This window comes from Manganibacter manganicus, assembly GCF_002075885.1.
Lineage (GTDB): Bacteria > Pseudomonadota > Alphaproteobacteria > Rhizobiales > Rhizobiaceae > Mesorhizobium > Mesorhizobium manganicum.
Genome location: NZ_MDET01000006.1, coordinates 57,086 through 81,700, shown reverse-complemented (window position 1 = coordinate 81,700; position 24,615 = coordinate 57,086). Strand labels below are relative to the sequence as shown.

The window sequence follows — 24,615 nt, the reverse complement described above, 5'->3', positions numbered from 1 at the left end:
TCACACAAGGTGCCCTTAAACGCGGGCAGGTGATGCGGGTTCCGACGATGGCGCTGAGCCTAACCCTCGCCGAATACCCGCCTGAATATGGTATCGACATGCTTGGTGTGGTAGCCGAGATCGAATTTTTCTCGAATATCGGCCACCGATAGCGCCGCTGTCACGTCCTTGTCAGCAAGTAATTCCTCAAGGAAATCCTTGCCTTCCTCCCACACCTTCATGGCGTTTCTCTGCACCAGGCGGTAGGCGTCCTCGCGCGAAACGCCAGCTTGCGTGAGGGCCAGAAGCACGCGCTGCGAATGCACCAGCCCGCGGAACTTGTTGAGGTTCTTTTCCATGTTCTGCGGGTAGACGAGCAATTTATCGATGACGCCGGTCAGCCGCGCCAGTGCGAAATCCAGCGTGATCGTGGCATCCGGACCGATCATGCGTTCGACGGACGAGTGTGAAATGTCACGCTCGTGCCACAACGCCACATTCTCCATCGCCGGCATGGCATAGGCGCGCACCATGCGTGCCAGACCGGTGAGGTTCTCGGTCAGCACCGGGTTGCGCTTGTGCGGCATGGCCGACGAGCCCTTCTGGCCGGGCGAGAAATACTCTTCCGCCTCCAGCACCTCGGTGCGCTGCAAATGGCGGATTTCGATGGAAAGCCGTTCGATGGACGAAGCGATGACGCCGAGCGTGGCAAAGAACATGGCGTGGCGGTCGCGCGGGATGACCTGCGTCGAAACCGGCTCCGGCTTCAGGCCGAGCTTTTTCGCGACATGCTCTTCCACGTAAGGGTCGATATTGGCGAACGTGCCGACCGCGCCGGAAATGGCGCAGGTGGCGATGTCTTCGCGTGCGTGCACCAACCGTTCACGGGCACGCGAAAATTCTGCATAGGCTTCGGCCAGTTTTATGCCGAACGTCGTCGGCTCGGCATGGATGCCGTGGCTGCGGCCGATGGTGACGGTGTCCTTGTGCTCGAAGGCGCGGCGCTTGAGCGCCGCCAGAAGGGCGTCGATGTCGGCGAGCAGAAGGTCGGCGGCGCGGGTGAGTTGCACCGCAAGGCAGGTGTCGAGCACGTCCGACGACGTCATGCCCTGATGGATGAAGCGGGCGTCCGGCCCGACGAATCCGGCCAGATGGGTGAGGAAGGCGATCACGTCATGCTTGGTGACGGCCTCGATCTCGTTGATGCGCGCCACATCGAATTCCGCAGCGCCGCCCTTTTCCCAGATCGTCCTCGCGGCCTCCTTCGGTATGACGCCAAGCTCGGCCAGCGCGTCGCAGGCGTGCGCCTCGATCTCGAACCAGATGCGGAAGCGGGTCTCGGGCGACCAGATGGCGACCATTTCGGGCCGCGAATAGCGAGGGATCATCGATCAGTCCTGATTGCAGCGGAAGATGCCGCCTCCTAACAGAACGGGGCGCAATGCTCAACGTAGCGCACACGCCGTTGAAACTCGCTTTTTCACAAATGCGCGGCGCATCCAAATGCCACCCCGTTCGTTGTGGTGGGCATCGAATGGAGAAGCATCATGAACGATACGGCACGAATTCGCGAACATATGGAAGTGATCGGCGCCGATGGCGTCCATGTCGGCACGGTGGACGGCGTGGAAGGTGAGCGCATCAAGCTGACGAAGAAGGACAGCGGCGAGGGTCGCCATGAAGGCCATCACCATTACATCCCCTTGAGTCTCGTCGCCGAGGTCGAGGGGGACAGGGTGCGCCTGTCCGCCAATTCGGACGTGGCGGTGATGTTCGAAGAGGAAAAATCCGATCCGGTTTGACCTCAGTTACATTCGCGCTGACCATACCGGCAGAAGATCGCCCTCGGCCGGCGTGGCCGCATGGACGCCGCGCGCAATGGCGCGGGCCATGGTGGCGCCGGCGGCGGCATAAAGTTCGATGGCCGCGATCGGATCTGGCGCGATGCCGCTTTTCCCGGTGGCCAGCGCGAAAACAAGATCGCCGTCGAACGGCGTGTGGCTCGGCCATATGGCGCGCGCAAAGCCGTCATGCGCGGCGATCGCCAGCCGTTTGGCGGCGGCCTTGGTCAGAACGGCGTCGGTGGCGATGACGGCGATCGTCGTGTTTTCCACCGGGCCGTTGCGGCGATGTTTCAGCACGATGTCCTGGCTTTCGGGCGGCAGAGGATGCGGCAAGCCAAGGCCGCCGAACTCCGTGCCGATCTCCTGCGCCGCTGCCCAGAAATTCCGGCTTGTGCCGACCGTGGCCGAGCCGACGCCGTTGACGGCGGCCAGCGCGCCGACGGTGATGCCATTGGCAAGCACCGTCGAAGCCGAGCCCAGCCCGCCCTTGAGGCCGGCGGTAGTGGCGCCGGTTCCGGCGCCAATCGTGCCGAGCGTGAAGTCCAGCCCGGCGTTTTGCGCGGCCTCGTAGCCGAGTTCGCGATAGGGCGGATAGCGGCCCCAATCCTTGTCGCCGCCATTGGCGAGGTCGAACAGGATCGCCGCCGGTACGATCGGCACGATATGGCCGAAAGCGTTGAAGCCGATGCCCTTTTCGCGCAATGCGGCCTGCACGCCGGACGCCGCGTCGAGGCCGAAGGCCGAACCGCCCGAAAGCGTGATGGCGTTGACCGTCTCGACCAGATTGTGTGGCTCCAGCAGGTCGGTCTCGCGCGTGCCGGGCGCACCGCCCAGCACTTGAACGCCGGCCACCGCCGGTTCGTCGCACAGAACCGCCGTGACACCGGATTTCAGCCGCGCATCCTGCGCATTGCCGATTTTCAGCCCGGCGACGTCGGTGATGAGATTGCGGGGGGCGGCGCGAAAGCTCATTTTTCCTCCAGCGGCACGAAATTCTGGCCATCGAAGCGGAAGACCCGGTAGGGATTTTGGGCAAGGTCGCCCTTGTCGTCGAAGCGTATGGGGCCGATTGCGGTGTTGAAGTCATGCCCGGTCAATGCCTCGCCCAGCGGCGTCCCCGAGGCTTCCGCACCAACCTGCGTGGCGATTTGCACCGCGGCAAAGGCCGGCAGGGCATAGCCGTCCGGAATGATCTTGGCGGCAGAAAAGGCGTCCAGCGCGGCCTTGTCCGCTGTCTGGCTCCATTCGGGTAGGGCGACCATCAGCGTGCCTTGCGTGTAGGCAACGTCGCCGGAAGCGATGCGCAGGCTTTCGCCGCCGGCGAACACCATGTCCGCACCGAGCTTGCCGGCGTCGCGGGCCATGATGGCGATATCGGACCCGTCACCGCCAACGAACACGCGGGCAGCGCCTGCCTTCTTCAGCCGGCCGATCAGGCCGATCTGGTTGTCCATGCCCGGCCGGAACGTATCGATGAAGACCGGTTTCAAACCACTCCGCTCAGCCGCCGCGCGCACCGTCTCGGCTATGCCCCGGCCATAGATGGTGCCGTCATCGACGATGGCGAAGAAGTCGTTGCGCCATTGCCGTGTCACCATCTCGGCTACTGCCCGACCCTCGGCATCCTCGCGTGGCGCCAGCCGGAAGATCGGCCAGCCGGTCTTGTCGCGCCCATCGGTCAGGCTGTCGGTGCGCACGCCAACGGTGATGACCGGGATGCCCGCGTCTTTCAGGATAGGCAGCGCCGCCTCGATGGCTTCACTGCACAGGAATCCGACAACCACGTCGGCTTTTTCCGTTGCGAATTCCCTTGCCGCTGCCGCGCCGCCCTCGGCTGTGCAGGCATCGTCCACCACTTTCAGCGATGCGCCGCCGGCATCGGCGGCAAGCCTTGAGCCGGCATCGATCTGCCGCCCGAGAATGGCGCTCGGCCCCGACAGCGGTGCGGATACGCCGATGGTCAACGCCTCGGCGGCGCTATCGGCGCACAAGGCTGCCAGCGCGGCTACGGTTAAGACGACGAGTCGCATTCGCTGGACGTAGCCCCTTTCACCGCGCACACTTCATCATATCGCTCAAGACCTAAAGGCTGGGCGTGGGCGACGCAACATGGCCAATCGGCCGTGCCGCATCGCCCGCTTGCTTGTGGCATAGATTATACGGCCATATATAGCGGTATGGTTGGTTTTGGACCTGCGGAGCAGGGATATGGGAATTTGTCGGTGCTGAAGAAAAACGACATAGGGCCGCAGGCCTATCGCGACGCGATGAGCCAGTTCGCCGGTCATGTGCATATCGTCACCACCGACGGGCCGGCAGGCCGGCGCGGCGCGACGGTGATCGCGGCCTGTTCGGTGTCGGACACGCCGCCGACGATCCTCGTCTGCCTCAACCGCGAAAACATCAAGAATGACGCCTTCCTCAAGAATGGCCGTTTCGCGCTTAACACGCTGGCCTCGCACCACAGGCCGCTTTCGGTCGCTTTTTCCGGCCTGACCGGCCTTGCACCGGATGAACGTTTTGCGCTTGGCCAATGGGAGACCATTTCCACCGGCGCACCGACGCTCACTGACGCGCTTGCCGTATTCGACTGCGAATTGATGGACACCAAGGATATTGCCACCCATCGTGTGCTTTTTGGCAAGGTGACAGGCTTGCGCACCGGCGATAACCTCGAGCCGCTCATCTATCACGACCGCGCCTATCATGTGCTGACCGGGCGTGTGCCTGCATTTGCGGAGAAGGAATGACCGAGGTGAAACCGCGCGCCGTGCCGGGGACGATCGACGAGACGCTCGATCTCCTGACCGGGGCGGATTACGTCGCGGATCGTGCGCTGGCGACGGTGCTGTTTCTGGCGTTGCGTATGCAGCGGCCGCTGTTCCTCGAAGGCGAGGCGGGCGTCGGCAAGACCGAGATTGCCAAGGTGCTGGCCAATTCGCTCGGTCGCCGCCTGATCCGCCTGCAATGCTATGAGGGCCTCGACGTTTCCTCGGCCGTCTATGAGTGGAACTATGCCGGGCAGATGATCGAGATACGCATGGAGGAAGCCGCCGGCAAGGTCGAGCGTTCCGCCATGGAGCGGAACGTGTTTTCCGAAAAATACCTGATACGCCGCCCGGTGCTGGATGCCCTGACCGGCAAGAAGGGTGCCGCCCCGGTCCTGCTGATCGACGAACTCGACCGCACGGACGAGGCGTTCGAGGCGTTCCTGCTCGAAATCCTGTCGGATTTTCAGGTGACGGTGCCCGAGCTTGGCACGATCAAGGCGAAAGAACCGCCGATCGTAATCATCACAACCAATCGCACCCGTGAGATTCACGACGCCCTGAAGCGCCGCTGCCTTTACCATTGGGTCGATTACCCCGATGCCGAACGCGAACTGGAGATCGTGCGCCGCAAGGTGCCGCAGGCCAACAGCCGGCTTTCGGCCGAGGTGGTGTCCTTCGTGCAGAAATTGCGCGAGATCGAACTGTTCAAGGTGCCTGGCGTGGCCGAAACCATCGACTGGGCCGGCGCGCTGACTGAACTCGACAAGATCGCGCTCGATCCCGAAACCGTTTCCGACACGATTGGCGTGCTTTTGAAGTATCAGGACGATATCGCCCGTATCGGGCAGGGCGAGGGCCGGCGCATCCTCAACGAGGTCAAGGCCGAGCTCGCAGCGGCCGAGTAGCAGCGCCATGACTTCTTCCACTGGTTCAGTCGTGACTGCGGCGGCCCCACCGGAAGGCCGCATCGCCGACAATATCGTGTTTTTTGCCCGAGCGTTGCGGAAGGCGGGCATGCGTGTCGGCCCGGCCTCGGTCAAGGAGGCCATCGAGGCGGTGCTGGCCGCCGGCATCGGCAGCAGAGACGATTTCTACTGGACACTGCACGCCGTCCTGGTGTCGCGGCACGAGGATCACGCGACGTTCGACGAGGCTTTCCGGCTGTTCTGGAAGTCGCGCGAACTGGTCGAGAAGATGCTGGCCATGTTCTCTCCGATCGCGCCCGACCATCGCGAGAAGCAGAAACCGCGCGCCGCTGAAAACCGGGTCAGCCAGGCGTTGTTCGAGGGCCACCAGAAGGACCGCCCGCCACGCGAGATTCCCGAGATCGAGGTGGACGCGCGCTTCGCGGTTTCCGGAAATGAGGTGCTGCGGGCCAAGGATTTCGCGCAAATGAGCGCGGCTGAACTTGCTCAAGCGCGTAAGGCGATTGCCGAACTGCGCCTGCCCTTCGATTGGGTGGCGACGCGCCGCTTCAGGCCGGATCCGCGTGGTCGGCGGGCTGACCCGCGTGCCATGATGCGCGCGGCCGCCCGCACCGGCGGCGAACTGATCCTGCCGAAATTCCGTTCGCCGCGCGAGATGCATCCGCCGCTGGTCGTTCTGGCCGACATTTCCGGCTCGATGAGCCAGTACACGCGTATTTTCCTGCATTTCCTGCATGCGTTGACCGAAAAACGCCGGCGTGTCCATGCCTTCGTCTTCGGCACAAGGCTCACCAATATCACGCGGCAGATGCGCCATCGCGATCCGGACGCGGCGCTGGCGGATTGCGCGGCTGCCGTACAGGACTGGTCGGGCGGCACGCGCATTTGCAATACGCTGGGCGAGTTCAATCGCTTATGGTCGCGCCGTGTGCTGGGGCAGGGCGCGGTGGTGCTGCTCATCACCGACGGGCTGGAGCGCGACGACATCACCGGGCTTTCGCAGGAGATGGAGCGGTTGCAAAAATCCTGCCGCCGGCTGATCTGGCTCAACCCATTGCTGCGCTTCGACGGTTTTGAGGCGAAAGCGCGCGGCGTGGTGGCCATGCTGCCCCATGTCGATGAGTTTCGCGCGGTTCACAATCTGGATGCGCTGGCCGATCTTGTCGCCTCGCTGGGTGGGGCGTCACCGCATGCCGCCGACCCGCGCCGTTGGCTGGAGGCTGGCACGTCGCGCGCGGCGTGACCATATAGGAAGGGGCGTAGGGAGAAACGAAGATGCAAAACGATGTTCATCTCGATGCGGCTCGCGATCCGCTGATTATCGCCGAGGCCTGGGCGAAAGAGGGGCGCGAGGTCGCGCTTGCCACGGTTGTTGAAACCTGGGGCTCGGCACCGCGCCCGACCGGCAGCCATCTGGTCATCGATGCCGAGGGCAATTTCCATGGCTCGGTTTCAGGCGGCTGTGTCGAAGGGGCGGTGGTCACCGAAGCCATGGACGTGCTGGGCAGCGGCAAGCCGCGCCTGCTGGAGTTCGGCGTCGCCGACGAAACGGCCTGGCGCGTGGGGCTTTCCTGTGGCGGCAAGATCAAGGTTTATGTCGAGCGGCTTGGCTGAAATGGATAATTTTGTCGGTTTGCCTCTCTACGTTGCCCCTCTCTGTCCTGCCGGACATCTCCCCCACAAGGGGGGAGAACGGCCTGCTTCATATCTTTCGCCAATCTTCAAGGTTGCAGAAGGGGCGGTGTGGCTGAAATTGCTGATCTCCCCCCTTGTGGGGGAGATGTCCGGCAGGACAGAGAGGGGTAATTTTGGGCGCCAGCCTTCAACAGAGGGCACATACCAATGAATCTCAAGACCCTTGAAGCCCTGAACGCGGCGCGCCGCGAACGCCGCGCCGTCGTGCTTGTCACCGACCTTGCCGATAGCGGCGACAGGCTGGTGCATGCGGGTGAAAGTGTCGAAGGCGAACTTGGCACGGCCATTATGCGTGCCTTCCAGACCGGCCGCTCCGGTTCGGTCGAGGCCGATGGCAAGACGTTTTTCCTGAACGCCCATCTGCCGGCGCCACGCCTTGTGGTGATCGGCGCGGTTCATATCAGCCAGGCGTTGGCGCCGATGGCGAGGATCGCCGGATACCCGGTCGAAATCATCGACCCGCGTACCGCCTTTGCCACCGAAGATCGCTTCCCCGACACCACGCTTTATGCCGAATGGCCGCAGGAGGTGCTGGAGCGCCGCCCGCTCGACAGCTATACCGCGATAGCTGCCGTCACCCATGATCCCAAGATCGACGACTTCGCGCTGAAGGCCGCGCTTGATGCCGGGTGCTTCTATGTCGGCGCTCTGGGCAGTAGGAAAACGCATGCAAAGCGTGTTGACCGGCTTGCCGCCCTTGGCGCGACGCAAGAACAAATCCAGCGCATTCATGCTCCCATCGGCATCGAGATCGGCGCGGCAAGCCCGTCCGAAATCGCAGTGGCGGTGCTGGCGCAGATCATCCGTGCCTTCCACGAGCGTGGCATGGAGGCACAAGAGGCAGCAGCATGAAATTCGGTCCCGTTCCACTCGATGAAGCTGAAGGCGCGATATTGGCGCACTCCACTGTTGTTGGAGACAAGAGGTTGCGCAAGGCAATCCGGCTCAGCTCCGACGATATCGCCGCCTTCCGTGCCGTCGGGCTGAAAGAGGTCATCGTCGCGACGTTGGCCGACGATGACGTGGACGAAAATACCGCCGCCGAGCGCATCGCCGGCGCTTTGCATTTCGCCGGTATCGAGGCTCGCCCGGCTGCAACGGGCCGGGTCAATCTGCATGCCACGGTTTCGGGAATCTTCACCGTCGACAAGCCGCTGATCGACGCCGTCAATACGGTCGATCCCGATATCACGGTTGCCACCATGCCACCCTTCGCGCCGATGGTGGAAGGCCAGATGGTGGCGACGATCAAGATCATCCCCTTCGCCATTTCGGAGGCTGTGCTTGAACAGGTGCTGGCGCTGGCCCGCCAGCACGAGGCGTTTCGCATGCACGCCTACAAGCCGTTTCGCGTCGGGGTGGTGCAAACCGTCCTGCCCAGCATCAAGGACAGTGTTCTGGACAAGACGCTGCGTGTCACCGAAGCGCGGCTGGGGCGCACCGGCAGCAGTGTTTCGAACGAAATCCGCACCCCGCATGCCGCAGCGGAGGTGGCTAAGGCGATTACCGAGTTGGCCGCCGACAGCGACATGGTACTGGTCTTCGGCGCGTCCGCCATGAGCGACCCGGACGAGGACGTGATTCCCGCCGCGATCCGCGCTTCCGGCGGTGAAGTTTTTCGCTCGGGCATGCCGGTCGATCCGGGTAATCTGTTCGTGCTCGGCGAGCGCGCCGGCAAGCCGGTGCTCGGTGCGCCTGGCTGCGCCAGAAGTCCCAAGGAAAACGGCTTCGACTGGGTGCTCGACCGCATCGTCTCTGGCGTCGGTGTCACCAAGGAAGACATTGCCGGCATGGGAGTCGGCGGCCTGTTGATGGAAATTCCGACCCGGCCGCAACCGCGCGAACCGGCACCGGTTCCGCTGCATCCCGAAATTCATGTCGTGCTGCTCGCCGCCGGGCGCTCCAGCCGCATGGGCGGCCCGAATAAACTGCTTGCGCTGTTCGAGGGCAAGCCGCTGGTGCGCCGCACCGCCGAGCGTGCGCTTGCATCCACGGCGGCAGGAACGGTAGTGGTCACCGGCCATCAAAGCACGCGTGTGCGGGAGGCCCTGTCCGGCCTTGCCGTATCCATGGCCGACAATCCCGGTTTTGAGATCGGTCTTGCGTCTTCGCTCAAGGCCGGCGTGGCGGTGCTTCCCCAGCAGGCCGCCGGCGCGCTGGTCGTTTTGGGCGACATGCCGGACGTTTCAAGTGCCGATCTTGACCTGCTGATCGAAGCGTTCCGCAAATCCGGCGGTCTTGCCGTGGTGCGGGCCGCGCATCAAGGCCATCGCGGCAATCCGGTCATCTTGCCGCGCTCGCTGTTTCCGGCAGTCGCAAAGCTGGAAGGCGATACGGGCGCGCGCCATCTGGTCGAGGCCGAGGGGCTGGACGTGGTGGATGTCGAGATCGGTGCGGGTGCCGCCGTCGATGTTGATACGCCCGAGGCGCTGGCGCGCGCCGGTGGGGTGCCGCAGGGTTGACGCCTCCACATTGACAAATCATGCCGAAGCAATCCATGCCTTGGACATGATTTGGTCAGGCTGTTTCTCACGGATTTCGCGATTCTGTGCGGTCCTCATATTGGCTGCCGGAATCATGGCCTGGCCTGCCATGGCCGCCGGAACCCTCACCCTCAAGCCCTTCAAGGACGAACTCTTTGCCTATCCGGCGCTGCTTTCGTCGGAGAAGGGAAAACTCTATCGCGTCTTCGATTATCGCGAGATGCGCGATATCAATGGCCGCGACCAGATTCCAGAACGCCGCGTGCAGGCGAAATACGTCTCGACAGGGGTGCGCGGCGTGCAGCAGGATCTGGTGCTGAAAACAGACGCCGGCTCCATCCGCCACGTCGCGGTGGGCAAGACAGAAGGCGCTGCCATCATCACGATTTACCTGCACGGGCAGGGCGGTTCGCGCCGGCAGGGGGTGGACGATTTCACCTTTGGCGGCAATTTCAACCGCATCAAGAATCTGATGGCGCAAAATGGCGGGCTTTATCTGTCGCCGGATTTCTCCGATTTCGGCGACAGGGGCACCGCCGAAATCGCCGCGTTAATCGCTCACTACGCCGCGCAGTCGCCCAAGGCGGAAATCTTCGTCGCCTGCGGCTCGATGGGGGGCGCGATATGCTGGAAACTAGCCGGCCGCAAGGATACCGGCAATCGCATCGACGGGTTGCTGTTGTTGGGTTCTCTGTGGGATCAGAGCTTCTTTGAAAGCCCGGCTTTCAAGCGGCGCATTCCGGTGTTTTTCGCGCAGGGCAGCCACGACAAGGTGTTTCCAGTGGAGCATCAGGAAGCGTTCTTTCGCTCCATTCTGGCCAAGTCGCCGGGCTATCCGACCCGCTTCGTGCGTTTCGAAACCGGTACGCACGGCACGCCGATCCGCATGGCGGACTGGCGTGAGGCGCTCAACTGGATGCTGTCGGTTTCGAGGTAAGGTCTCAGGGCGGTGTGTTGTAGTCGATCACCGTTTGCGGATCGACCTGGCCGTCATAGGAGGCATCGACATCATACTGCACCAGGGAGAAATGGCCGTCGCGCAACAGATAGGTGCCTTGCGAGGACGCATCGCCGACACCGCGCCATTTGTCGTCGGAGGTGATGGTGCGCGCCTGTTCGTCATAGCCTGAATTGATCAGCCGGTCCTCGGTCTGGAAGCCGATGACATTGACAGATTCGACCTCGCCCTGCGTGTCGCCATTTGCGTAGCGGATATCGAGTTCGGGCACCGTGAACTGCAATTGCCTGACATGGCCGCTACTGTCGTCGATGTAGTAGACGGCGCTCTCGTTATACGCGGCCATCGAACAGAAGAAGCGGAACAGGCGCATTGTGCGTTCGGGTTGATTGGTGTCGCTTTCCGCATTCTGGTACGGGATCGCATAGGCCTGCGGCTCGCCCTTGGGGCCATCCGGAGGGTCCTGGCATTGCCCGCCATAGGCCAGCATGAACTGCGCGCGTGCGGCATCCAGCGACGTATCCTTTTTCGGCGGCGGCGGCCCGTCGCCGCAGCTTTCGGGAAGCGCTTTTTCGAACGGTGCCTTGGAAGGCTTCAGCGAACCTTTTTCGATATGGATCGGATTGAAGGGCGGCCCTTGGATCTGCGCATTCACCTGTCGCAGCGTATAGCAGCCGGCAAACACCGCTTGGCTCCCGTCCTTGGCGGTGGCGCGGATGGCGACGGGCAGTTGGTAATAGATGCTGCCGGCGGCACCCTCTTCGCCGGCATTGCCGATATCGACCTCGACATGGTCGGTGCCGTCATAGCCCTTGACGAACGTGTCGAAGTCCTTGGCGGGTTTCGGATCGCTGAAATAACTCCACGCACGGGCATATTCGTGCCGGTTGATGGCGCTGTACAGCGAGCGTACCACGGCGGCCGGGTCTGACCGGTTGTCGATGTAAGGCGCCTCGGCTGCCATTGCCGTGCTGCTCAAAAGCACGACAAGGCCGGTTGAGACCGTCGCGGCAAAAAGCGGGTTTCGCATCAAAATCTCCGTTCGATGCGAAGAGTCTAGCATGGAATAAGGCGGCGCGGTGGCGTGCGGAAAGCGGCTGCAAATCGGCCTCCGGCTTTGCCGGGAAGCCCATCGGTTCGCCGGATCAGCGCAAGGCTTGCGCGCGGGCGATGCGCGGGAAATCCGCCGGTTTGACGGTGATTTCGCGGCGCTCGCCATGGCTCATCGCATATTGCAGGACAAGCACCACGCCGGTGCGCACAGACTCCTGCGGACGTGGACGAGAGAACATTTCAGTAAAGAACCCCATGATCAGGCCCCGTGTTTGTCCTCCCTCATGCTGCATATAGGTGATTTGCGACGATTGTGCGGTGCAACATCGTCGCGGTTGGCGATGGCCACCGGTTCTTTTCGCCGCACCTGCGCCGCGCCAGTTTCTAAAACTGGATTCGCTGCGGGCATTCATTTTTAACGCGCCGCTTTTATGGTCCGCCGAAATGCCTGTGGATCAGGCGAAGAAGCAGGCAGGAGGCCAGGATCGCTACCGGACCGAAGCAGGATTTTGCGTCTTTGCTGGACGACCTGTTCGTCGCCTCCAAAGGAGAGGAGGGCGCGGCGAAGCCGTCTATTCCCTTCGATTATCTGGCCGTGGTGGACGAGCTTCATTCGGGGCGAATTAAGGTGTCGGGCGAGGTGCTGGCCGAGCACTATCGCGAGTCCGGAGCCGGCCTTGCCACTGATTTTGCAGCCATTTTGGCGGATGCCGACCTGTCCGGTCCCGGCAATGACCACGAGGCCTTGCCGTCCGTCGATCCCCATACGATCGCCGCCGAACTCGGTCTTGACCGGCCCAATGCCGATCTCAAGCGCCTGCGGCGCGATTTCGCCTTTGCCAATCATCCTGACCGGGTTTCGCCGCATCTGCGCCAGCGCGCGGCGGTGCGCATGCAGATCGCCAACATGCTGATCGACGAGGCGCGCCGCAAGGCCTTGTCCGCCGCGAGGCGCTGAATCGCATTGTTGTTTCGATTGTTGGGCCATATGCGCCAATCCAGCCGATCGATGCGGGATTCGCCAAGGTTTCGGCTGCTTCAAGGCGTTGATCGCGGCTTGCTGGCCCGATTTTTGGCATAACCGATTGTTGGCTTGATTGTTGAGCGCATTTGTTGCGTCAGGGGTTGGCGCACATGCGGCCTATGGCTATGTTCGCCCTCCTTCCCCGCGCCGCGCGCGCCCACAATCCCGGAGCACTTCAATGCACAAACGCCGCCTTGGCCGGAGCGATCTTCTTGTCTCGCGCATCTGTCTCGGTTCCATGACCTGGGGCCAGCAGAACAGCGAGACCGAGGGCCATGCGCAGATGGACCTGGCTTTCGCGCGCGGCGTCAACGCCATCGACGCGGCCGAACTTTATCCGATCCCGCCCAAGGCCGAGACGCAGGGGCGCACCGAGGAGATCATCGGAAGCTGGATGCAGGCGCGCGGCAATCGCGACAAGGTGGTGCTGGCTTCCAAGGTGGTCGGGCGCACGGCGAATGAATGGTTTCGCGGCGGACGTCCGTCAAAGCTGGTGCGCGCGGATATTTTTGATGCCGTCGAGAAGTCGCTCAAGCGGCTGAGGACCGACTATATCGATCTTTACCAGATTCATTGGCCGGAGCGCGACACGCCATGGGGCGCCAATCCCAACCGGATCGGCGCGGTGCCGCCGCGTGCCGATGCCGTGGCCGCGCCGGCGGGCGAAACGCCGATTGCCGAAACGCTTTCGGTGTTCGACGAATTGGTGAAGGCCGGAAAGATCCGGCATTACGGGCTTTCCAATGAAAGCACCTGGGGCCTGATGCGCTTTACTGCCGAGGCCGGGAAGGGCATCGGCCCGCGCCCCGTGTCGATCCAGAACGCCTACAATCTCGTCAATCGCACCTTCGAGGTGAATCTGGCCGAAGCCTGCGAGCGGGAGGACGTCGCGCTGCTTGCCTATTCGCCTCTGGCACAAGGCTATCTGACCGGCAAGTATGACCACGGCGCGCGGCCGGAGGGATCGCGCACGCAACTGTTCAACCGAGGCGCGCGCTATGAGACGCCCAATGCCGCCGAGGTGCTGCTCGAATACAACGAACTGGCGCGCAGCTTCGGCATGGAGCCGGCCCTGTTTGCTGGTGCTTTTGTGCTGAACCGGCCGTTCGTTGCGTCCAGCATCATCGGCGCGACCAGCATCGCGCAACTGGAAGTGGCGCTTTCGGCGGCCGACGTGACCTGGACCGAGGAGATGCAGACGGCGGTGGATGCCGTGCACCAGCGGGTCGGCAATCCCTGTCCGTAAGGTAGCGGCGCGCGCTCAGGTTTTCATCGCGCTGCCGAAGCCGGTGAGGAAGGCGGTGAGGTTGTCGCCCAGCGCATCGCACAGATAGCCGCCTTCCTGCACGATTACCGTTGGCAGGCCCAGCCCGGCAATTACCTCGGCCATGCGGGAAAATCCGGGCGTCGTTACCGAAAGCCCGCCGAATGGGTCGCCCTCGAAGGCATCCAGCCCCAGCGCCACGACCAGCGCGTCGGGCGCGAAGGCGCGGATGCGGCGCAAGGCCGGTTCGAGCGCAGCGAGAAACGCCTCGTCGCCGGATTTGCGGGGCAAGGGCAGGTTGAGATTGTAGCCGAGGCCGGGGCCTTCACCACGCTCGTCGGCATGTCCCCAGAAGAACGGATAAAAGCGCACCGGATCGGCATGCAGCGAGACGGTCAGCACATCCGGACGGGCATAGAAGATGCCCTGCGTGCCGTTGCCGTGGTGCAGGTCCACGTCGAGGATCGCGACCCGCGCCGCGGATTTGCGCAAGGATTGCGCGGCCACCGCCGAATTGTTGATGAAGCAGAAGCCGCCGGCGGCGTCAGTGAAGGCGTGATGGCCGGGCGGGCGGCACAGCGCATAGGCGGCGGGCGCACCCGCCATCACCGTCTCCGCCGCCTCCACGGCGCTCCATGCGCTCCACAGCGCGCTTTCCCATGTCTCGGCCGAGATCGGGCAGGCGGTGTCGGCCATGTGATAGCCGGCCTGGCCGACGGCGGAAGCCGGATATGAGCCGCCGCGCGCGAGTGCGTGGATATTGGGGATGACCTCCTCGGATGCGCCCTCGATCCGCTGCCAGCGAATAAAAATATGTTCGAGGAAATCGAGATATTCGGGCGTATGCACGGCGGAAACCGGTCCGAGGCCGTGGTTGCGCGGACGCTCGATGGTGACGCCGGCTGCCTTGGCGCCGGCTTTCAGGCGTTCGACGCGTTCCGGTTGTTCCGGGTTGGGCTTCTGCGCGCCGCTGGACAAAAACATCTTCGGATTGTGACGTTTCTGTTCGTCGGCATAAAAGGCTTTCATTGTTCTCCCTCGGGCTTGTCGTTATTGGCGAAATCCAAAAAGGCTTCGCCCGTGATCCGGTGCACATGGTCGTCATCGCGATGCGGCAGGCCGATGCGCTCGTAGAAGCGTTGCGCGCGAAAATTCTCGCTATCGACGACCAGTTCCAGATAGGCGCCGCCTTGCGCGGCGACGTTGCGTGCCAGATGACGCAGCAGCTTCTCCCCGATATTCAGGCCGCGGAATTTTTCATCGACGAAAAGGTCTTGCACATAAACGCCGGGCTGCGCCAGCCAACTCGAAAAAATCGGGAAATACAGGCACATGCCGGCGAATGTTGAATCGGTTTCTGCAATCAGCACCGAAAAAGCCGGCCTGTCGCCAAAGCCGCAGCGGCGAATGTCGTCCGCCGTCGCCTTGACCTTGTGCGGTTTGCCGATGGTTTCGGCGATGCCGCGCAGGCCTGCAAGGATATTGTCGGCGTCTTCGGCGCGCGCCGGGCGAATGGCGAGTTTTGGATCCCTCAAAACGCCACCCGGTCGCCGCCTTTCAGGGCCAGCATGGCGCGTGCCTCGGCGGGCGTGGCGACGTCCAGCGACAGGTTTTCCACAATGCTCCTGATGCGGCGCACCTGATCGGCGTTGGATTTGGCCAATGCCCGCCCGTCATAGAGGCTGTCCTCCAGCCCGACGCGCACATTGCCGCCCATGCTTGCGGCAATCGAGACCAGCGGCATCTGATGGCGGCCGGCGGCCAGAACCGAGAAGCGGTAATCGTCGCCGAACAGCTTGTCGGCAATCCGCTTCATGTGGACGAGGTTTTCCGGATCGGCGCCGATGCCGCCCAATATGCCCAGCACGAACTGGATGAACAGTGGCCCCGACACCAGCCCGCGGTCGCGGAAATGCGCCAGCGAATAGAGATGGCCGACATCGTAACATTCGAATTCGAAGCGGGTGCCGCAACTCTTGCCGAGCTTTTCGAGAATCGTTTCCATGTCGGCAAAGGTGTTCTTGAAGATGGTGTGGCGGGTCGCCTCCAACAGCTTCGGTTCCCATTCGTGCCGCCATTCGCGCGGGCGGTCCAGCATCGGGAACAGGCCGAAATTCATGGATCCCATATTGAGCGAGCACATTTCCGGCTGCGCTTGCAGCGGCGCGGCCAGGCGCTCCTCCAGTGTCATCAGCGAGGAGCCGCCGGTGGTGATATTCACCACCGCATCGGTCGCTTGCTTGATGCGCGGCAAAAATTGCATGAACACGGCGGGGTCGGCGGTCGGTCGGCCGTCCTTGGGGTCCCGGGCATGCAGGTGCAGGATCGAGGCCCCGGCTTCGGCCGCTGCGATGGCCTCCGCTGCGATCTGGTCCGGCGTCACCGGCAGATGCGGTGACATGGTCGGCGTATGAACCGAGCCGGTAACGGCACAGGTGATGATGACCTTGCGGGGCGCGGATGCCATGCCTTCAGCCTCGTACCGGCAGGTCGAGTTCTTTCGCCAAGGCTTCCAGCGAATCGCCCAGCACGCCGACCATCTCGCCGACCTGCTCTTTGGTGATGATGAGCGGCGGCGCGAGGATGAAATTGTCGAGCCCGAGCCCGTCGCCCCGGATGCGGCGCGAATAGACGATCAGCCCGCGCTCATAGGCGAGATCGAGCAGGCGCTGGTTGGCGTGCTTGTCCTTCGGCAACGGCGTAAAATCCTGCGGGTCGGCCACCATGTCGGCGCCGATCAGCAGGCCCTTGCCGCGCACGCCGGCAATGAAGGGGAAACGCTCGGTCAGGCCCTGCAATTCGGCGATCAGCAAATCGCCCATGGCGGCGGCGTTTTCCTCGCAGCCCAGCAGTTCCATTTCGTCGAGCACGGCAAGGCCTGCGGCACAGGCCAGCGGATTGCCGGCATAGGTATAGCCGTGCTGGAAGCCGCCCATGTCGAGCACCGGCTCCACCACCCGGCGCGACGCGATCATCGCGCCGAGCGGGGCATAGCCGGAGCCGATGCCCTTCGACATGGTGATGATGTCCGGCCGGCAGGCCCAGTGGTCGCCGCCGAGATATTTGCCGGTGCGCGCGGCCCCGCTCATCACTTCGTCATGGATCAAGAGAATGCCGTATTGGTCGCAGATTTCGCGAATGCGGGCAAAATAGCTGTCCGGCGGCACGAGTGCGGCGGTGGCCGCCCCGCCGATCGGCTCCATGATGAAGGCAGCGACGCTTTCCGGCCCCTCCGCCAGGATTTTTTCCTCCAGCATGTCGGCATAACGGATGCCGCGCTGCTCCATGGAGAGGTTGTCGCGGTCGCGATAGGCGGTTGGCGCGGGAATGGCGGGCATCGCCAGGGTCTGCGGCGCGAAGGTTTCGGTCAGCGCCAGATCGCCGGTCACGGCCAGCGCACCCATCGTGCCGCCATGGTAGGAGGGCATGCGGCAAATCACCTTCCAGCGTTTCGGCTGGCCGGTGGCGACCGCCCATTGCCGCGCCAGCTTGATGGCCGATTCCACCGCTTCCGAGCCGCCGGAAACGAAGAACACGCGGTCGAGATCGCCCGGCATTTTTTGCGACAGAAGCCGCGCCAGCTCTTCCGCCGGCTCGTTCTCGAAATGCAGGCGGTAGGCGAAGGTGGCTTTTTCCATCTGCCGCTGCATCGCCGCAATGACGTTGCGGTTGCCATGGCCGATATTGGCGACCATCGGCCCGCTCGAACCGTCGATGAAGCGCCGCCCATCCTGCGTCCAGACATAGATGCCTTCGGCGCGCTCCACCAGCGGCCGGCGTTGGCGCGACCCGTAAAACAGATGCGAGGCCGGCTGTTCAGTCCGGGCGATCGGCGAGGGGGCTTTGGCGTGCATGAGGTGTTCCGTTCAATCGGTCGGCATTTCAACGGCCTGCGCGCAAGGCGTCAACCGGAAACCATCGGTCCAGCGAAACCGCACTTGGCCGTGCGCACGGATGCCCTTATCTATGACAGAGGCAATCAGAGAGGAGTGGGCATGCTGCGCGTGGTGGAGGTCAGGCTCGACGACATTTATGTGCCGGCGGCGCGGCGCAAGACGCTGCATCCTGAGACAGTGCGGCATCTGGCCGAGGACATTGTCGAGAACGGCATGAAGACGCCGATCCAGGTGCGCCATGACGGCAAGCGCTATGTGCTGGTCGAGGGTCTGCACCGCATGGAAGCCGCCAAATGGCTCGGCGAGGAAATAATCGAGGCCTATCTGGTGCAGGCCAGAAAGCACTGAAACGCCGGGTTTTCCCGCCCGTTTGGACGAAAATTCCAACAATCGCCACAAGATAGCCGCCGAACCATCATTGGCAGGCCATCATCGCGTTCCTATCTAAAGCACATGGTACGAAAGACGAAGGAGGCGCGATATGAGTGAGACGACAAGCAAACTGGACGAGCTGCTGGGCGACCCTATGGTCCAACTGGTGATGGAACGCGATCGTGTCGAGCCGACCGAATTGCGCCTCATGCTCGAACGCGCAGCGCAACCGATGCTTGCCGTCGAGGCCGAGGAACCCGCCGTTCCGCCCGCTCATGTCATCGCCGAAAGCCGCTGCCCCAATTGGCTGTGCCGGTAACTGGCAGTTTCCCCAATTCTCCGCAACGGGTTGTGCGCGCCTCGAAACACCGCTTTCGGGGCGCGTTTCGTTTCAGCGCAATGCGGGGAAAATCCGCATCTGTTAAGAGCTTGTGCCGCTTTCACCCTGACATTTACGAATCGATTCAATCTTTCTTGGTAATTGCCCGTTCATAAAGCGCGTTGTTGTTCCGGCGGCAACCGCCGTCGGCCCGCTTGTATCGAGTACGGGTTCCAGGATGCGTTCGTCGGGCGTTTTCGCTGCAGTTCTGGCTTGCCTTGCCGCCGGTTGCTCGTCGAGCGCCGGGCTTGAAGATCTGGTGCCGCGTCCGTCGATGGAAACGACCAGCGCCATCGGGCCGCGCCCCGACGTGCCGGTGCGTGAGGTCGCATCGACAGTCAGCGCCGATGCCGGTTTTCCGGTCGGGGCCCCGCAGATCGAGGCATTGGCCGGCTCCGAGCCCAGCGGCGGCGGCAATACGGCCCGCCCGGCGCTCGACATGCTGGCCGCCATCCCCATGGCTAAGCCGTCCGCGCCGCCGGCGCGGCGCGGCGTCGTCCATGAGCGGCGCTTCCGTGACGCCCATCCGATCAATTTCGGCAAGCGCTCTCCCAAGCATCTGGCCGTGCACGGCGTCGATGTCTCGCGCTGGCAAGGCGATATCGACTGGAACAAGCTGCGCCGGCAGGGCGCCAATTTCGTCTTCATCAAGGCCACCGACGGCGGCGATCATCTCGATCCGATGTTCCGTGAAAACTGGCGCGATGCCGCGCAGGCCGGCTTGAAGCGCGGTGCCTATCACTTCTTCTACTGGTGCCGCACGGCCAGTTCGCAGGCCGACTGGTTCATCCGCAATGTGCCGAAGGTGCCCGGCGCTCTGCCGCCGGTGCTCGATGTGGAGTGGAACCACCAGTCCAGTTGCAAGCGCAATCCGTCGCGCGCGACCGTGCTGGAAAAGATGCAGGTCTTCATGGACAGGCTGGAGCGGCATTACGGCCAGCGTCCGATCATCTACACCTCGCCCGACTTCTATGCCGACAATCTGAAAGGCGCCTTCAAGGATTATCCGTTCTGGCTGCGCTCGACGGCGGAGCATCCTTCCAAGGTTTATGGCGATCGCGACTGGGTGTTTTGGCAGTATTCCGGCTCCGGCCTGTCGCACGGCGTGACCGGACGCATCGACCTGAACGTCTTCAACGGCACGGAATCCGACTGGTGGCGCTGGCTCAACCGCCACAGCCATGGCGGCAGCCTGATAGTGGCCGACGCGGATTGAAGAGGCTGCCACCCTAAGTGCGAGAGCCAAAGGGTAGAGGCATACACCAAAGGGACTTTCCTTTGCAGGGCAGTTTTCCATTATCCGCAGAGGCAATGGAAACAACTATTTGAGCGTTTCTCCACTGAGCCAAAAAGGTGGGAGAGATAATAGTTTGATGGCAATCGCCAATGCAAAAGATGCATCGCCCATAAGGTGAGCAATTGCGGGTAGCCGGCTATCCAAAACGCGACGTGAAAGATTACTAGGATCTTCTAGATCTCGATAATGCGACAATGGATTGCGAATATTCATCATAGTGATGAGTTCGCCCGAAAAAGATTTATCAAAGACCCCTTTGGAGACACAGCGTCGTATAGTGTCATTGAATGAAACGCGTTTTGGTAATTTTTCAGCTTCCAAATCTGTGTCGATATAGGCGGCTAGGAGATTTTCTGCCAAGCTTTGACATAGCATGACAGTGGCGATGTAATTGCCATGAATGAAACTGTTTCGAGCTTCAGTCCAAGCCGTATAGGCAACCTCGCCACCATGTATCATGGTGCCACCTGGACCGAGCGTCTTTGATAAATCTGTCAGTTGTCGGAAGCGAGCGACCTTGCCGAGGAGATCGTCATGCATTTCGGCAAGCAGAATCTGAACAAAACCCAGTGCGCCTGTGTCGGAGAACAGGTCGCGCTGGGAATCACTCGATATGACCATTCTGCTGCTGTTGTCGCTTTGCTCCCTCAGCTACACCCGCTTGTCGCGCCGCAAGTGTCGCACTTCTCACATGTCCCGTTCCGCACCATGGTGAAGTTGTGGCATTCGGAGCATTCGTTGCCGGTATAGCCCTGCATCAGCGATTGCTGCCGCCGCGCGGCGTGGAGCGCCTTGGCATCCGCCGCCTCCTTGGCCGCCGCATCGGTGAACAGGTCCGTCGCTGCCGCTTCCTCGGCCACCGCTTCCTCGGCCAGTTCGCGGGCGCGCTCCTCATAATCGCGCTTGTAGGCGGTGACTTCGTCGCCGGCCGGTTTCAGGGCCAGCACGTTGGAACCCGAAAAGGCCGAGGGGGCCGCGCGCTGAGGGGAGGATTTCTCTGTCGCAGCCCCCCCGGCAAGGCCTTTCGGTTCGTTGCCCATGCCCGACACCAGCTTGACCGGCGAGACGCCGCGGGTGAGGCCCTTCGAGAAGGCGAAGGCCTTGCCCTCGTGAATGCCGCGGCCGAGCGAGGTGTTGGAGAAGTCGGTCTCGACATGAGCGAGATCGTTGCGCCCGAGATAGGAGATCGCCAGTTCCCGGAACACATAGTCGATGATCGAGGTCGCGCTCTTGATGGCGTCGTTGCCCTGCACCATGCCGGCCGGCTCGAATTTGACGAAGGTGAAGGCCTCGACATATTCGTCCAGCGGCACGCCATATTGCAGGCCGAGCGAGATCGCGATGGCGAAATTGTTCATCATCGCGCGGAAGGCAGCACCCTCCTTGTGCATGTCGATGAAGATTTCGCCTAGCCGCCCGTCGTCGAACTCGCCGGTGCGCAAATAAACCTTGTGGCCGCCCACGACCGCTTTCTGGGTGTAGCCCTTGCGCCGGTTCGGCAGCTTTTCGCGGTCGCGGTAGAGGCGCTCCACCACGCGCTCGACGATCTTTTCCGTCACCTGCACGGCTTGGCTCGCGGCCGGTGCTGCGACAAGCTGCTCGACGGCATCGTCTTCGTCCTCGTCGTCATCGGAAATCAGCGAGGCATTGAGCGGCTGCGACAGCTTGGAACCGTCGCGATAGAGCGCGTTGGCCTTCAGCGCCAGTTTCCACGACAGCAGATAGGCGTTCTTGGCGTCCTCGACGGTCGCCTCGTTCGGCATGTTGATGGTCTTGGAAATGGCGCCAGAAATGAAGGGCTGGGCAGCGGCCATCATGCGGATGTGGGATTCGACCGAAAGATAGCGCTTGCCGATCTTGCCGCACGGATTGGCGCAATCGAACACCGGATAGTGCTCTTCCTTCAGGAACGGCGCGCCTTCCAGCGTCATCGCCCCGCAGACATGGATATTGGCGGCCTCGATTTCCTTCTTCGAAAAACCCAGCGCCGGCAGCATTTCGAAGGAAAAATCGGCGAGCTGCTCGTCGGTGAAGCCGAACGTTTCCTTCACCCAATCCGCGCCCAGCGTCCATTGGTTGAAGACGAACTTGATGTCGAAGGCCGATTTCAGCGCCGCGTTGAGCGCCGCGATCTTCTCGTCGGTAAAGCCTTTTGTCTTGAGCGTTGAAGGGTTTATGCCGGGAGCCTGATTCAGATTGCCATGGCCGACGGCATAGGCGTCGATCTCGGCGATCTGGCTCTCGGAATAGCCCAGCGTGCGCAGCGCTTCCGGCACGGCGGCATTGATGATCTTGAAATAGCCGCCGCCGGCCAGCTTCTTGAATTTCACCAGCGCGAAATCGGGCTCGATGCCGGTGGTGTCGCAATCCATGACGAGGCCGATCGTGCCGGTCGGCGCGATCACGGTGGCCTGCGCGTTACGATAGCCGTGCTCCTCGCCAAGCTCGATGGCGCGGTCCCAAGCGGCGCGGGCATGGGTGACGAGATCCTGCTGCCACACATGCGATGCCTCGAGCGGCACCGGGTTGACGGCCAGCTTCTCGTAACCATCCTTGTCGCCATAGGCGGCGCGGCGATGGTTGCGCATCACCCGCAGCATATTGGTGGCGTTGCGGTCGTAATCGGCGAAGGCGCCGAGTTCGGAGGCCATTTCAGCCGAGGTGGCATAGGCAACGCCGGTCATCAGCGCGGTCAGCACGCCACACAGCGCGCGGCCCTCGTCGGAATCGTAGGGGATGCCGGCGGTCATCAAAAGGCCGCCGATATTGGCGTAGCCGAGGCCGAGCGTGCGGTATTCGTAGGAGAGCCTGGCGATTTCCTTCGACGGAAACTGCGCCATCATCACCGAGACTTCCAGCACGATGGTCCACAGCCGCACCGTATGCTCATAGGCCGCTATGTCGATGGTGCCGTCGGCGTTGCGATACGGCAGCAGATTGATCGAGGCGAGGTTGCAGGCCGTGTCGTCGAGGAACATGTATTCCGAGCACGGGTTGGACGCGCGGATCGGGCCGGCCGCCGGCGAGGTGTGCCAGTCGTTCATCGTGGTGTTGAAGTGCAGGCCCGGATCGGCCGAGGCCCATGCGGCGTAACCGATCTTTTCCCACAAATCGCGGGCCTTGATCGTTCTGGCGACCTTGCCGTCGGTGCGGCGGATCAGGTTCCAGTCGCCGTCATTCTCGACCGCGCGCAGGAAATCGTCCTTCAACGAGACGGAATTGTTGGAGTTCTGGCCCGAAACGGTGAGATAGGCCTCCGAATCCCAGTCCGTGTCATAGGTCTTGAACTCGATCGAGGTATAGCCCTGGCGTGCGAACTGAATGACGCGCTGGATGTAGTTCTCCGGCACGGCGTTCTTCTTCGCCGCCTTGATCTCGCGCTTGAGCGCGGTGTTGATCGCCGGATCGAAGCAATCTCCGTCCTCGCCCTCGCAATTGACGCAGGCCTTCATGATGGCGTCGAGATGCTTGCGCACGATCTTGGAGCCGGTCACCAGCGCGGCGACCTTCTGCTCCTCCTTCACCTTCCAGTCGATGAAGGATTCGATGTCGGGATGGTCGGCATCGACGATCACCATCTTGGCGGCGCGGCGCGTCGTGCCGCCGGACTTGATGGCGCCGGCGGCGCGGTCGCCGATCTTCAGAAAGCTCATCAGGCCCGACGACTTGCCGCCGCCCGAAAGCCGTTCGCCCTCGCTGCGAAGCTGCGAGAAGTTGGAGCCGGTGCCCGAACCATATTTGAACAGCCGCGCCTCGCGCACCCAAAGGTCCATGATGCCGCCCTCATTGACGAGGTCGTCGCCGACGCCCTGGATGAAGCAGGCATGCGGCTGCGGATGTTCATAGGACGATTTGGACCGGGTCAGCTTGCCGGTGAAGGGATCGACGTAGAAATGGCCCTGGCCGGGGCCGTCGATGCCATAGGCCCAGTGCAGGCCGGTGTTGAACCATTGCGGCGAATTGGGCGCGACGCGCTGGGTGGCCAGCATATAGGCAAGCTCGTCGCGGAAGGTCAGCGCGTCGTCTTCGGAAGCGAAATAGCCGCCCTTCCAGCCCCAATAGGTCCAGGTGCCCGAAAGCCGGTCGAAAACCTGCCGCGCATCGGTTTCCGAGCCATAGCGCTCGTCTTCCGGCAGCTTGGCGAGTTCGGCCTCGTCGGCCACCGACCGCCACAGGAAGGAGGGGACGCTGTTCTCCTCGATTTTCTTCAGACGCGCCGGCACCCCTGCCTTGCGAAAATATTTCTGGGCCAGAATGTCGGCCGCGACCTGGGAGAACTGCACCGGCACGTCGATATCGTCGAGGCGGAACACCACCGAGCCGTCCGGATTCTTGATCTCGGAAAGCGCCTTGCGGAATTCGATCTCCGCATAGGGAGATTGGCCCGCTTTGGTGAAATGCCGCTCGATGCGCATCGGTCTGTCCTTATGTCTATATGTAGCACATTTCCTGCGGCTGGTCCCAGCCTGTCGAAATGCGCAAGTCCGCCTGTTCCGAACGTGCTCTTGCACGCCCGGTTTTCTCTCCTGTTTCCGGTTCCCGCCATGCCTGCCGGCCTCACGCGCGACAAGCGCGCTGACCCGGATTGCGACGCGGACCGGAGGTCCGTTGTACTTGAAACTTGCCGCGATCAGCGACCGGGCGAAATCCACACTATCTAGCGTCGAACTTAAC

At 62.6% G+C, this 24,615-nt stretch carries 24 protein-coding genes; 13 read left to right on the top strand and 11 right to left on the bottom strand.

The window, feature by feature from the left end; all coding sequences use genetic code 11:
- Positions 1 to 59: 59 nt before the first annotated feature.
- Complete coding sequence (purB, locus tag BFN67_RS05540) at positions 60 to 1,367, bottom strand: adenylosuccinate lyase (RefSeq protein ID WP_080918637.1); 1,308 nt, start codon at positions 1,365 to 1,367, stop codon at positions 60 to 62.
- A 159-nt stretch (positions 1,368 to 1,526) separates the two neighbouring features.
- On the opposite strand from purB, the gene BFN67_RS05535 reads away from it, so the two are divergent.
- Positions 1,527 to 1,781 carry a DUF2171 domain-containing protein gene (locus BFN67_RS05535; protein WP_080918695.1) on the top strand — a complete coding sequence of 85 codons (255 nt, stop codon included), beginning with the start codon at positions 1,527 to 1,529 and terminating at the stop codon, positions 1,779 to 1,781.
- 6 nt (positions 1,782 to 1,787) lie between these two features.
- On the opposite strand, the gene BFN67_RS05530 is transcribed toward BFN67_RS05535, so the two are convergent.
- Together BFN67_RS05530 and BFN67_RS05525 are read right to left on the bottom strand one after the other, a co-directional pair.
- On the bottom strand, positions 1,788 to 2,795 hold the full coding sequence (locus tag BFN67_RS05530) for a P1 family peptidase (RefSeq protein WP_080918636.1): 1,008 nt from the start codon (positions 2,793 to 2,795) through the stop codon (positions 1,788 to 1,790).
- Positions 2,792 to 3,853: a branched-chain amino acid ABC transporter substrate-binding protein gene (locus BFN67_RS05525; RefSeq protein ID WP_080918635.1), complete on the bottom strand. Its 1,062-nt coding sequence runs from the start codon at positions 3,851 to 3,853 to the stop codon at positions 2,792 to 2,794. Before BFN67_RS05525 ends, BFN67_RS05530 begins: the two co-directional genes overlap by 4 nt.
- 192 nt (positions 3,854 to 4,045) lie before the next feature.
- On the opposite strand from BFN67_RS05525, the gene BFN67_RS05520 reads away from it, so the two are divergent.
- From BFN67_RS05520 to BFN67_RS05485, 7 genes are all read left to right on the top strand, one after another.
- Positions 4,046 to 4,573: a flavin reductase gene (locus BFN67_RS05520; RefSeq protein ID WP_080918694.1), complete on the top strand. Its 528-nt coding sequence runs from the start codon at positions 4,046 to 4,048 to the stop codon at positions 4,571 to 4,573.
- A complete protein-coding gene (locus BFN67_RS05515) occupies positions 4,570 to 5,499 on the top strand; it encodes an AAA family ATPase (RefSeq protein ID WP_080918634.1) in 930 nt (309 codons plus the stop codon). Before BFN67_RS05520 ends, BFN67_RS05515 begins: the two co-directional genes overlap by 4 nt.
- A gap of 7 nt (positions 5,500 to 5,506) precedes the next feature.
- Positions 5,507 to 6,763: a vWA domain-containing protein gene (locus BFN67_RS05510; protein WP_080918633.1), complete on the top strand. Its 1,257-nt coding sequence runs from the start codon at positions 5,507 to 5,509 to the stop codon at positions 6,761 to 6,763.
- A 32-nt stretch (positions 6,764 to 6,795) separates the two neighbouring features.
- Positions 6,796 to 7,134, top strand: coding sequence for an XdhC family protein (locus BFN67_RS05505; protein WP_080918632.1), 339 nt, complete (start codon positions 6,796 to 6,798; stop codon positions 7,132 to 7,134).
- Positions 7,135 to 7,362: 228 nt separating this feature from the next.
- Positions 7,363 to 8,067 carry an XdhC family protein gene (locus BFN67_RS05495; protein ID WP_080918631.1) on the top strand — a complete coding sequence of 235 codons (705 nt, stop codon included), beginning with the start codon at positions 7,363 to 7,365 and terminating at the stop codon, positions 8,065 to 8,067.
- Positions 8,064 to 9,677, top strand: a complete 1,614-nt coding sequence (locus BFN67_RS05490; protein ID WP_080918630.1) for an NTP transferase domain-containing protein — start codon at positions 8,064 to 8,066, stop codon at positions 9,675 to 9,677. Before BFN67_RS05495 ends, BFN67_RS05490 begins: the two co-directional genes overlap by 4 nt.
- Before the next feature lie 115 nt (positions 9,678 to 9,792).
- Complete coding sequence (locus BFN67_RS05485) at positions 9,793 to 10,635, top strand: alpha/beta hydrolase family protein (RefSeq protein WP_080918629.1); 843 nt, start codon at positions 9,793 to 9,795, stop codon at positions 10,633 to 10,635.
- Between the two features lie 4 nt (positions 10,636 to 10,639).
- Here the strand turns inward: BFN67_RS05485 and BFN67_RS05480 are convergent, their stop codons facing one another.
- Together BFN67_RS05480 and BFN67_RS23880 are read right to left on the bottom strand one after the other, a co-directional pair.
- Complete coding sequence (locus BFN67_RS05480) at positions 10,640 to 11,686, bottom strand: DUF1176 domain-containing protein (RefSeq protein WP_080918628.1); 1,047 nt, start codon at positions 11,684 to 11,686, stop codon at positions 10,640 to 10,642.
- A gap of 115 nt (positions 11,687 to 11,801) precedes the next feature.
- Entirely contained in the window at positions 11,802 to 12,122 is a 321-nt protein-coding gene (locus tag BFN67_RS23880; protein WP_139789036.1) for a hypothetical protein, read from the bottom strand.
- Between the two features lie 104 nt (positions 12,123 to 12,226).
- Here BFN67_RS23880 and BFN67_RS05475 point away from each other — a divergent pair, with 104 nt between their 5' ends.
- Both BFN67_RS05475 and BFN67_RS05470 read left to right on the top strand, forming a co-directional pair.
- Positions 12,227 to 12,667 carry a hypothetical protein gene (locus tag BFN67_RS05475; RefSeq protein WP_080918627.1) on the top strand — a complete coding sequence of 147 codons (441 nt, stop codon included), beginning with the start codon at positions 12,227 to 12,229 and terminating at the stop codon, positions 12,665 to 12,667.
- A gap of 244 nt (positions 12,668 to 12,911) precedes the next feature.
- Positions 12,912 to 13,979: an aldo/keto reductase gene (locus BFN67_RS05470; RefSeq protein WP_080918626.1), complete on the top strand. Its 1,068-nt coding sequence runs from the start codon at positions 12,912 to 12,914 to the stop codon at positions 13,977 to 13,979.
- Between the two features lie 15 nt (positions 13,980 to 13,994).
- Here the strand turns inward: BFN67_RS05470 and BFN67_RS05465 are convergent, their stop codons facing one another.
- Genes BFN67_RS05465 through BFN67_RS05450 form a run of 4 tightly spaced genes read right to left on the bottom strand, consistent with a single transcriptional unit; the run spans position 13,995 to position 17,851 of the window.
- A complete protein-coding gene (locus BFN67_RS05465) occupies positions 13,995 to 15,026 on the bottom strand; it encodes a histone deacetylase family protein (protein ID WP_080918625.1) in 1,032 nt (343 codons plus the stop codon).
- On the bottom strand, positions 15,023 to 15,532 hold the full coding sequence (locus BFN67_RS05460) for a GNAT family N-acetyltransferase (RefSeq protein ID WP_080918624.1): 510 nt from the start codon (positions 15,530 to 15,532) through the stop codon (positions 15,023 to 15,025). The genes BFN67_RS05465 and BFN67_RS05460 overlap by 4 nt, the downstream gene beginning before the upstream one ends.
- Positions 15,529 to 16,464, bottom strand: coding sequence for a 3,5-dioxohexanoate:acetyl-CoA acetone transferase (kce, locus tag BFN67_RS05455; protein ID WP_080918623.1), 936 nt, complete (start codon positions 16,462 to 16,464; stop codon positions 15,529 to 15,531). The genes BFN67_RS05460 and kce overlap by 4 nt, the downstream gene beginning before the upstream one ends.
- 4 nt (positions 16,465 to 16,468) lie before the next feature.
- The gene (locus tag BFN67_RS05450; RefSeq protein ID WP_080918622.1) at positions 16,469 to 17,851 is read right to left on the bottom strand and encodes an aminotransferase family protein; all 1,383 of its coding nucleotides are present in this window, start codon (positions 17,849 to 17,851) and stop codon (positions 16,469 to 16,471) included.
- Positions 17,852 to 17,992: 141 nt separating this feature from the next.
- Between BFN67_RS05450 and BFN67_RS05445 the strand changes: the two genes are divergently transcribed.
- From BFN67_RS05445 to BFN67_RS05435, 3 genes are all read left to right on the top strand, one after another.
- A complete protein-coding gene (locus BFN67_RS05445; RefSeq protein ID WP_080918692.1) occupies positions 17,993 to 18,241 on the top strand; it encodes a ParB N-terminal domain-containing protein in 249 nt (82 codons plus the stop codon).
- A 133-nt stretch (positions 18,242 to 18,374) separates the two neighbouring features.
- Complete coding sequence (locus BFN67_RS05440) at positions 18,375 to 18,584, top strand: hypothetical protein (protein ID WP_080918621.1); 210 nt, start codon at positions 18,375 to 18,377, stop codon at positions 18,582 to 18,584.
- Positions 18,585 to 18,822: 238 nt separating this feature from the next.
- Positions 18,823 to 19,860: a glycoside hydrolase family 25 protein gene (locus BFN67_RS05435; protein WP_080918620.1), complete on the top strand. Its 1,038-nt coding sequence runs from the start codon at positions 18,823 to 18,825 to the stop codon at positions 19,858 to 19,860.
- A 105-nt stretch (positions 19,861 to 19,965) separates the two neighbouring features.
- Here the strand turns inward: BFN67_RS05435 and BFN67_RS05430 are convergent, their stop codons facing one another.
- Positions 19,966 to 20,562, bottom strand: a complete 597-nt coding sequence (locus BFN67_RS05430) for a hypothetical protein (protein ID WP_080918619.1) — start codon at positions 20,560 to 20,562, stop codon at positions 19,966 to 19,968.
- Between the two features lie 26 nt (positions 20,563 to 20,588).
- The gene (locus tag BFN67_RS05425) at positions 20,589 to 24,356 is read right to left on the bottom strand and encodes a vitamin B12-dependent ribonucleotide reductase (RefSeq protein ID WP_080918618.1); all 3,768 of its coding nucleotides are present in this window, start codon (positions 24,354 to 24,356) and stop codon (positions 20,589 to 20,591) included.
- Between the last annotated feature and the right edge of the window lie 259 nt (positions 24,357 to 24,615).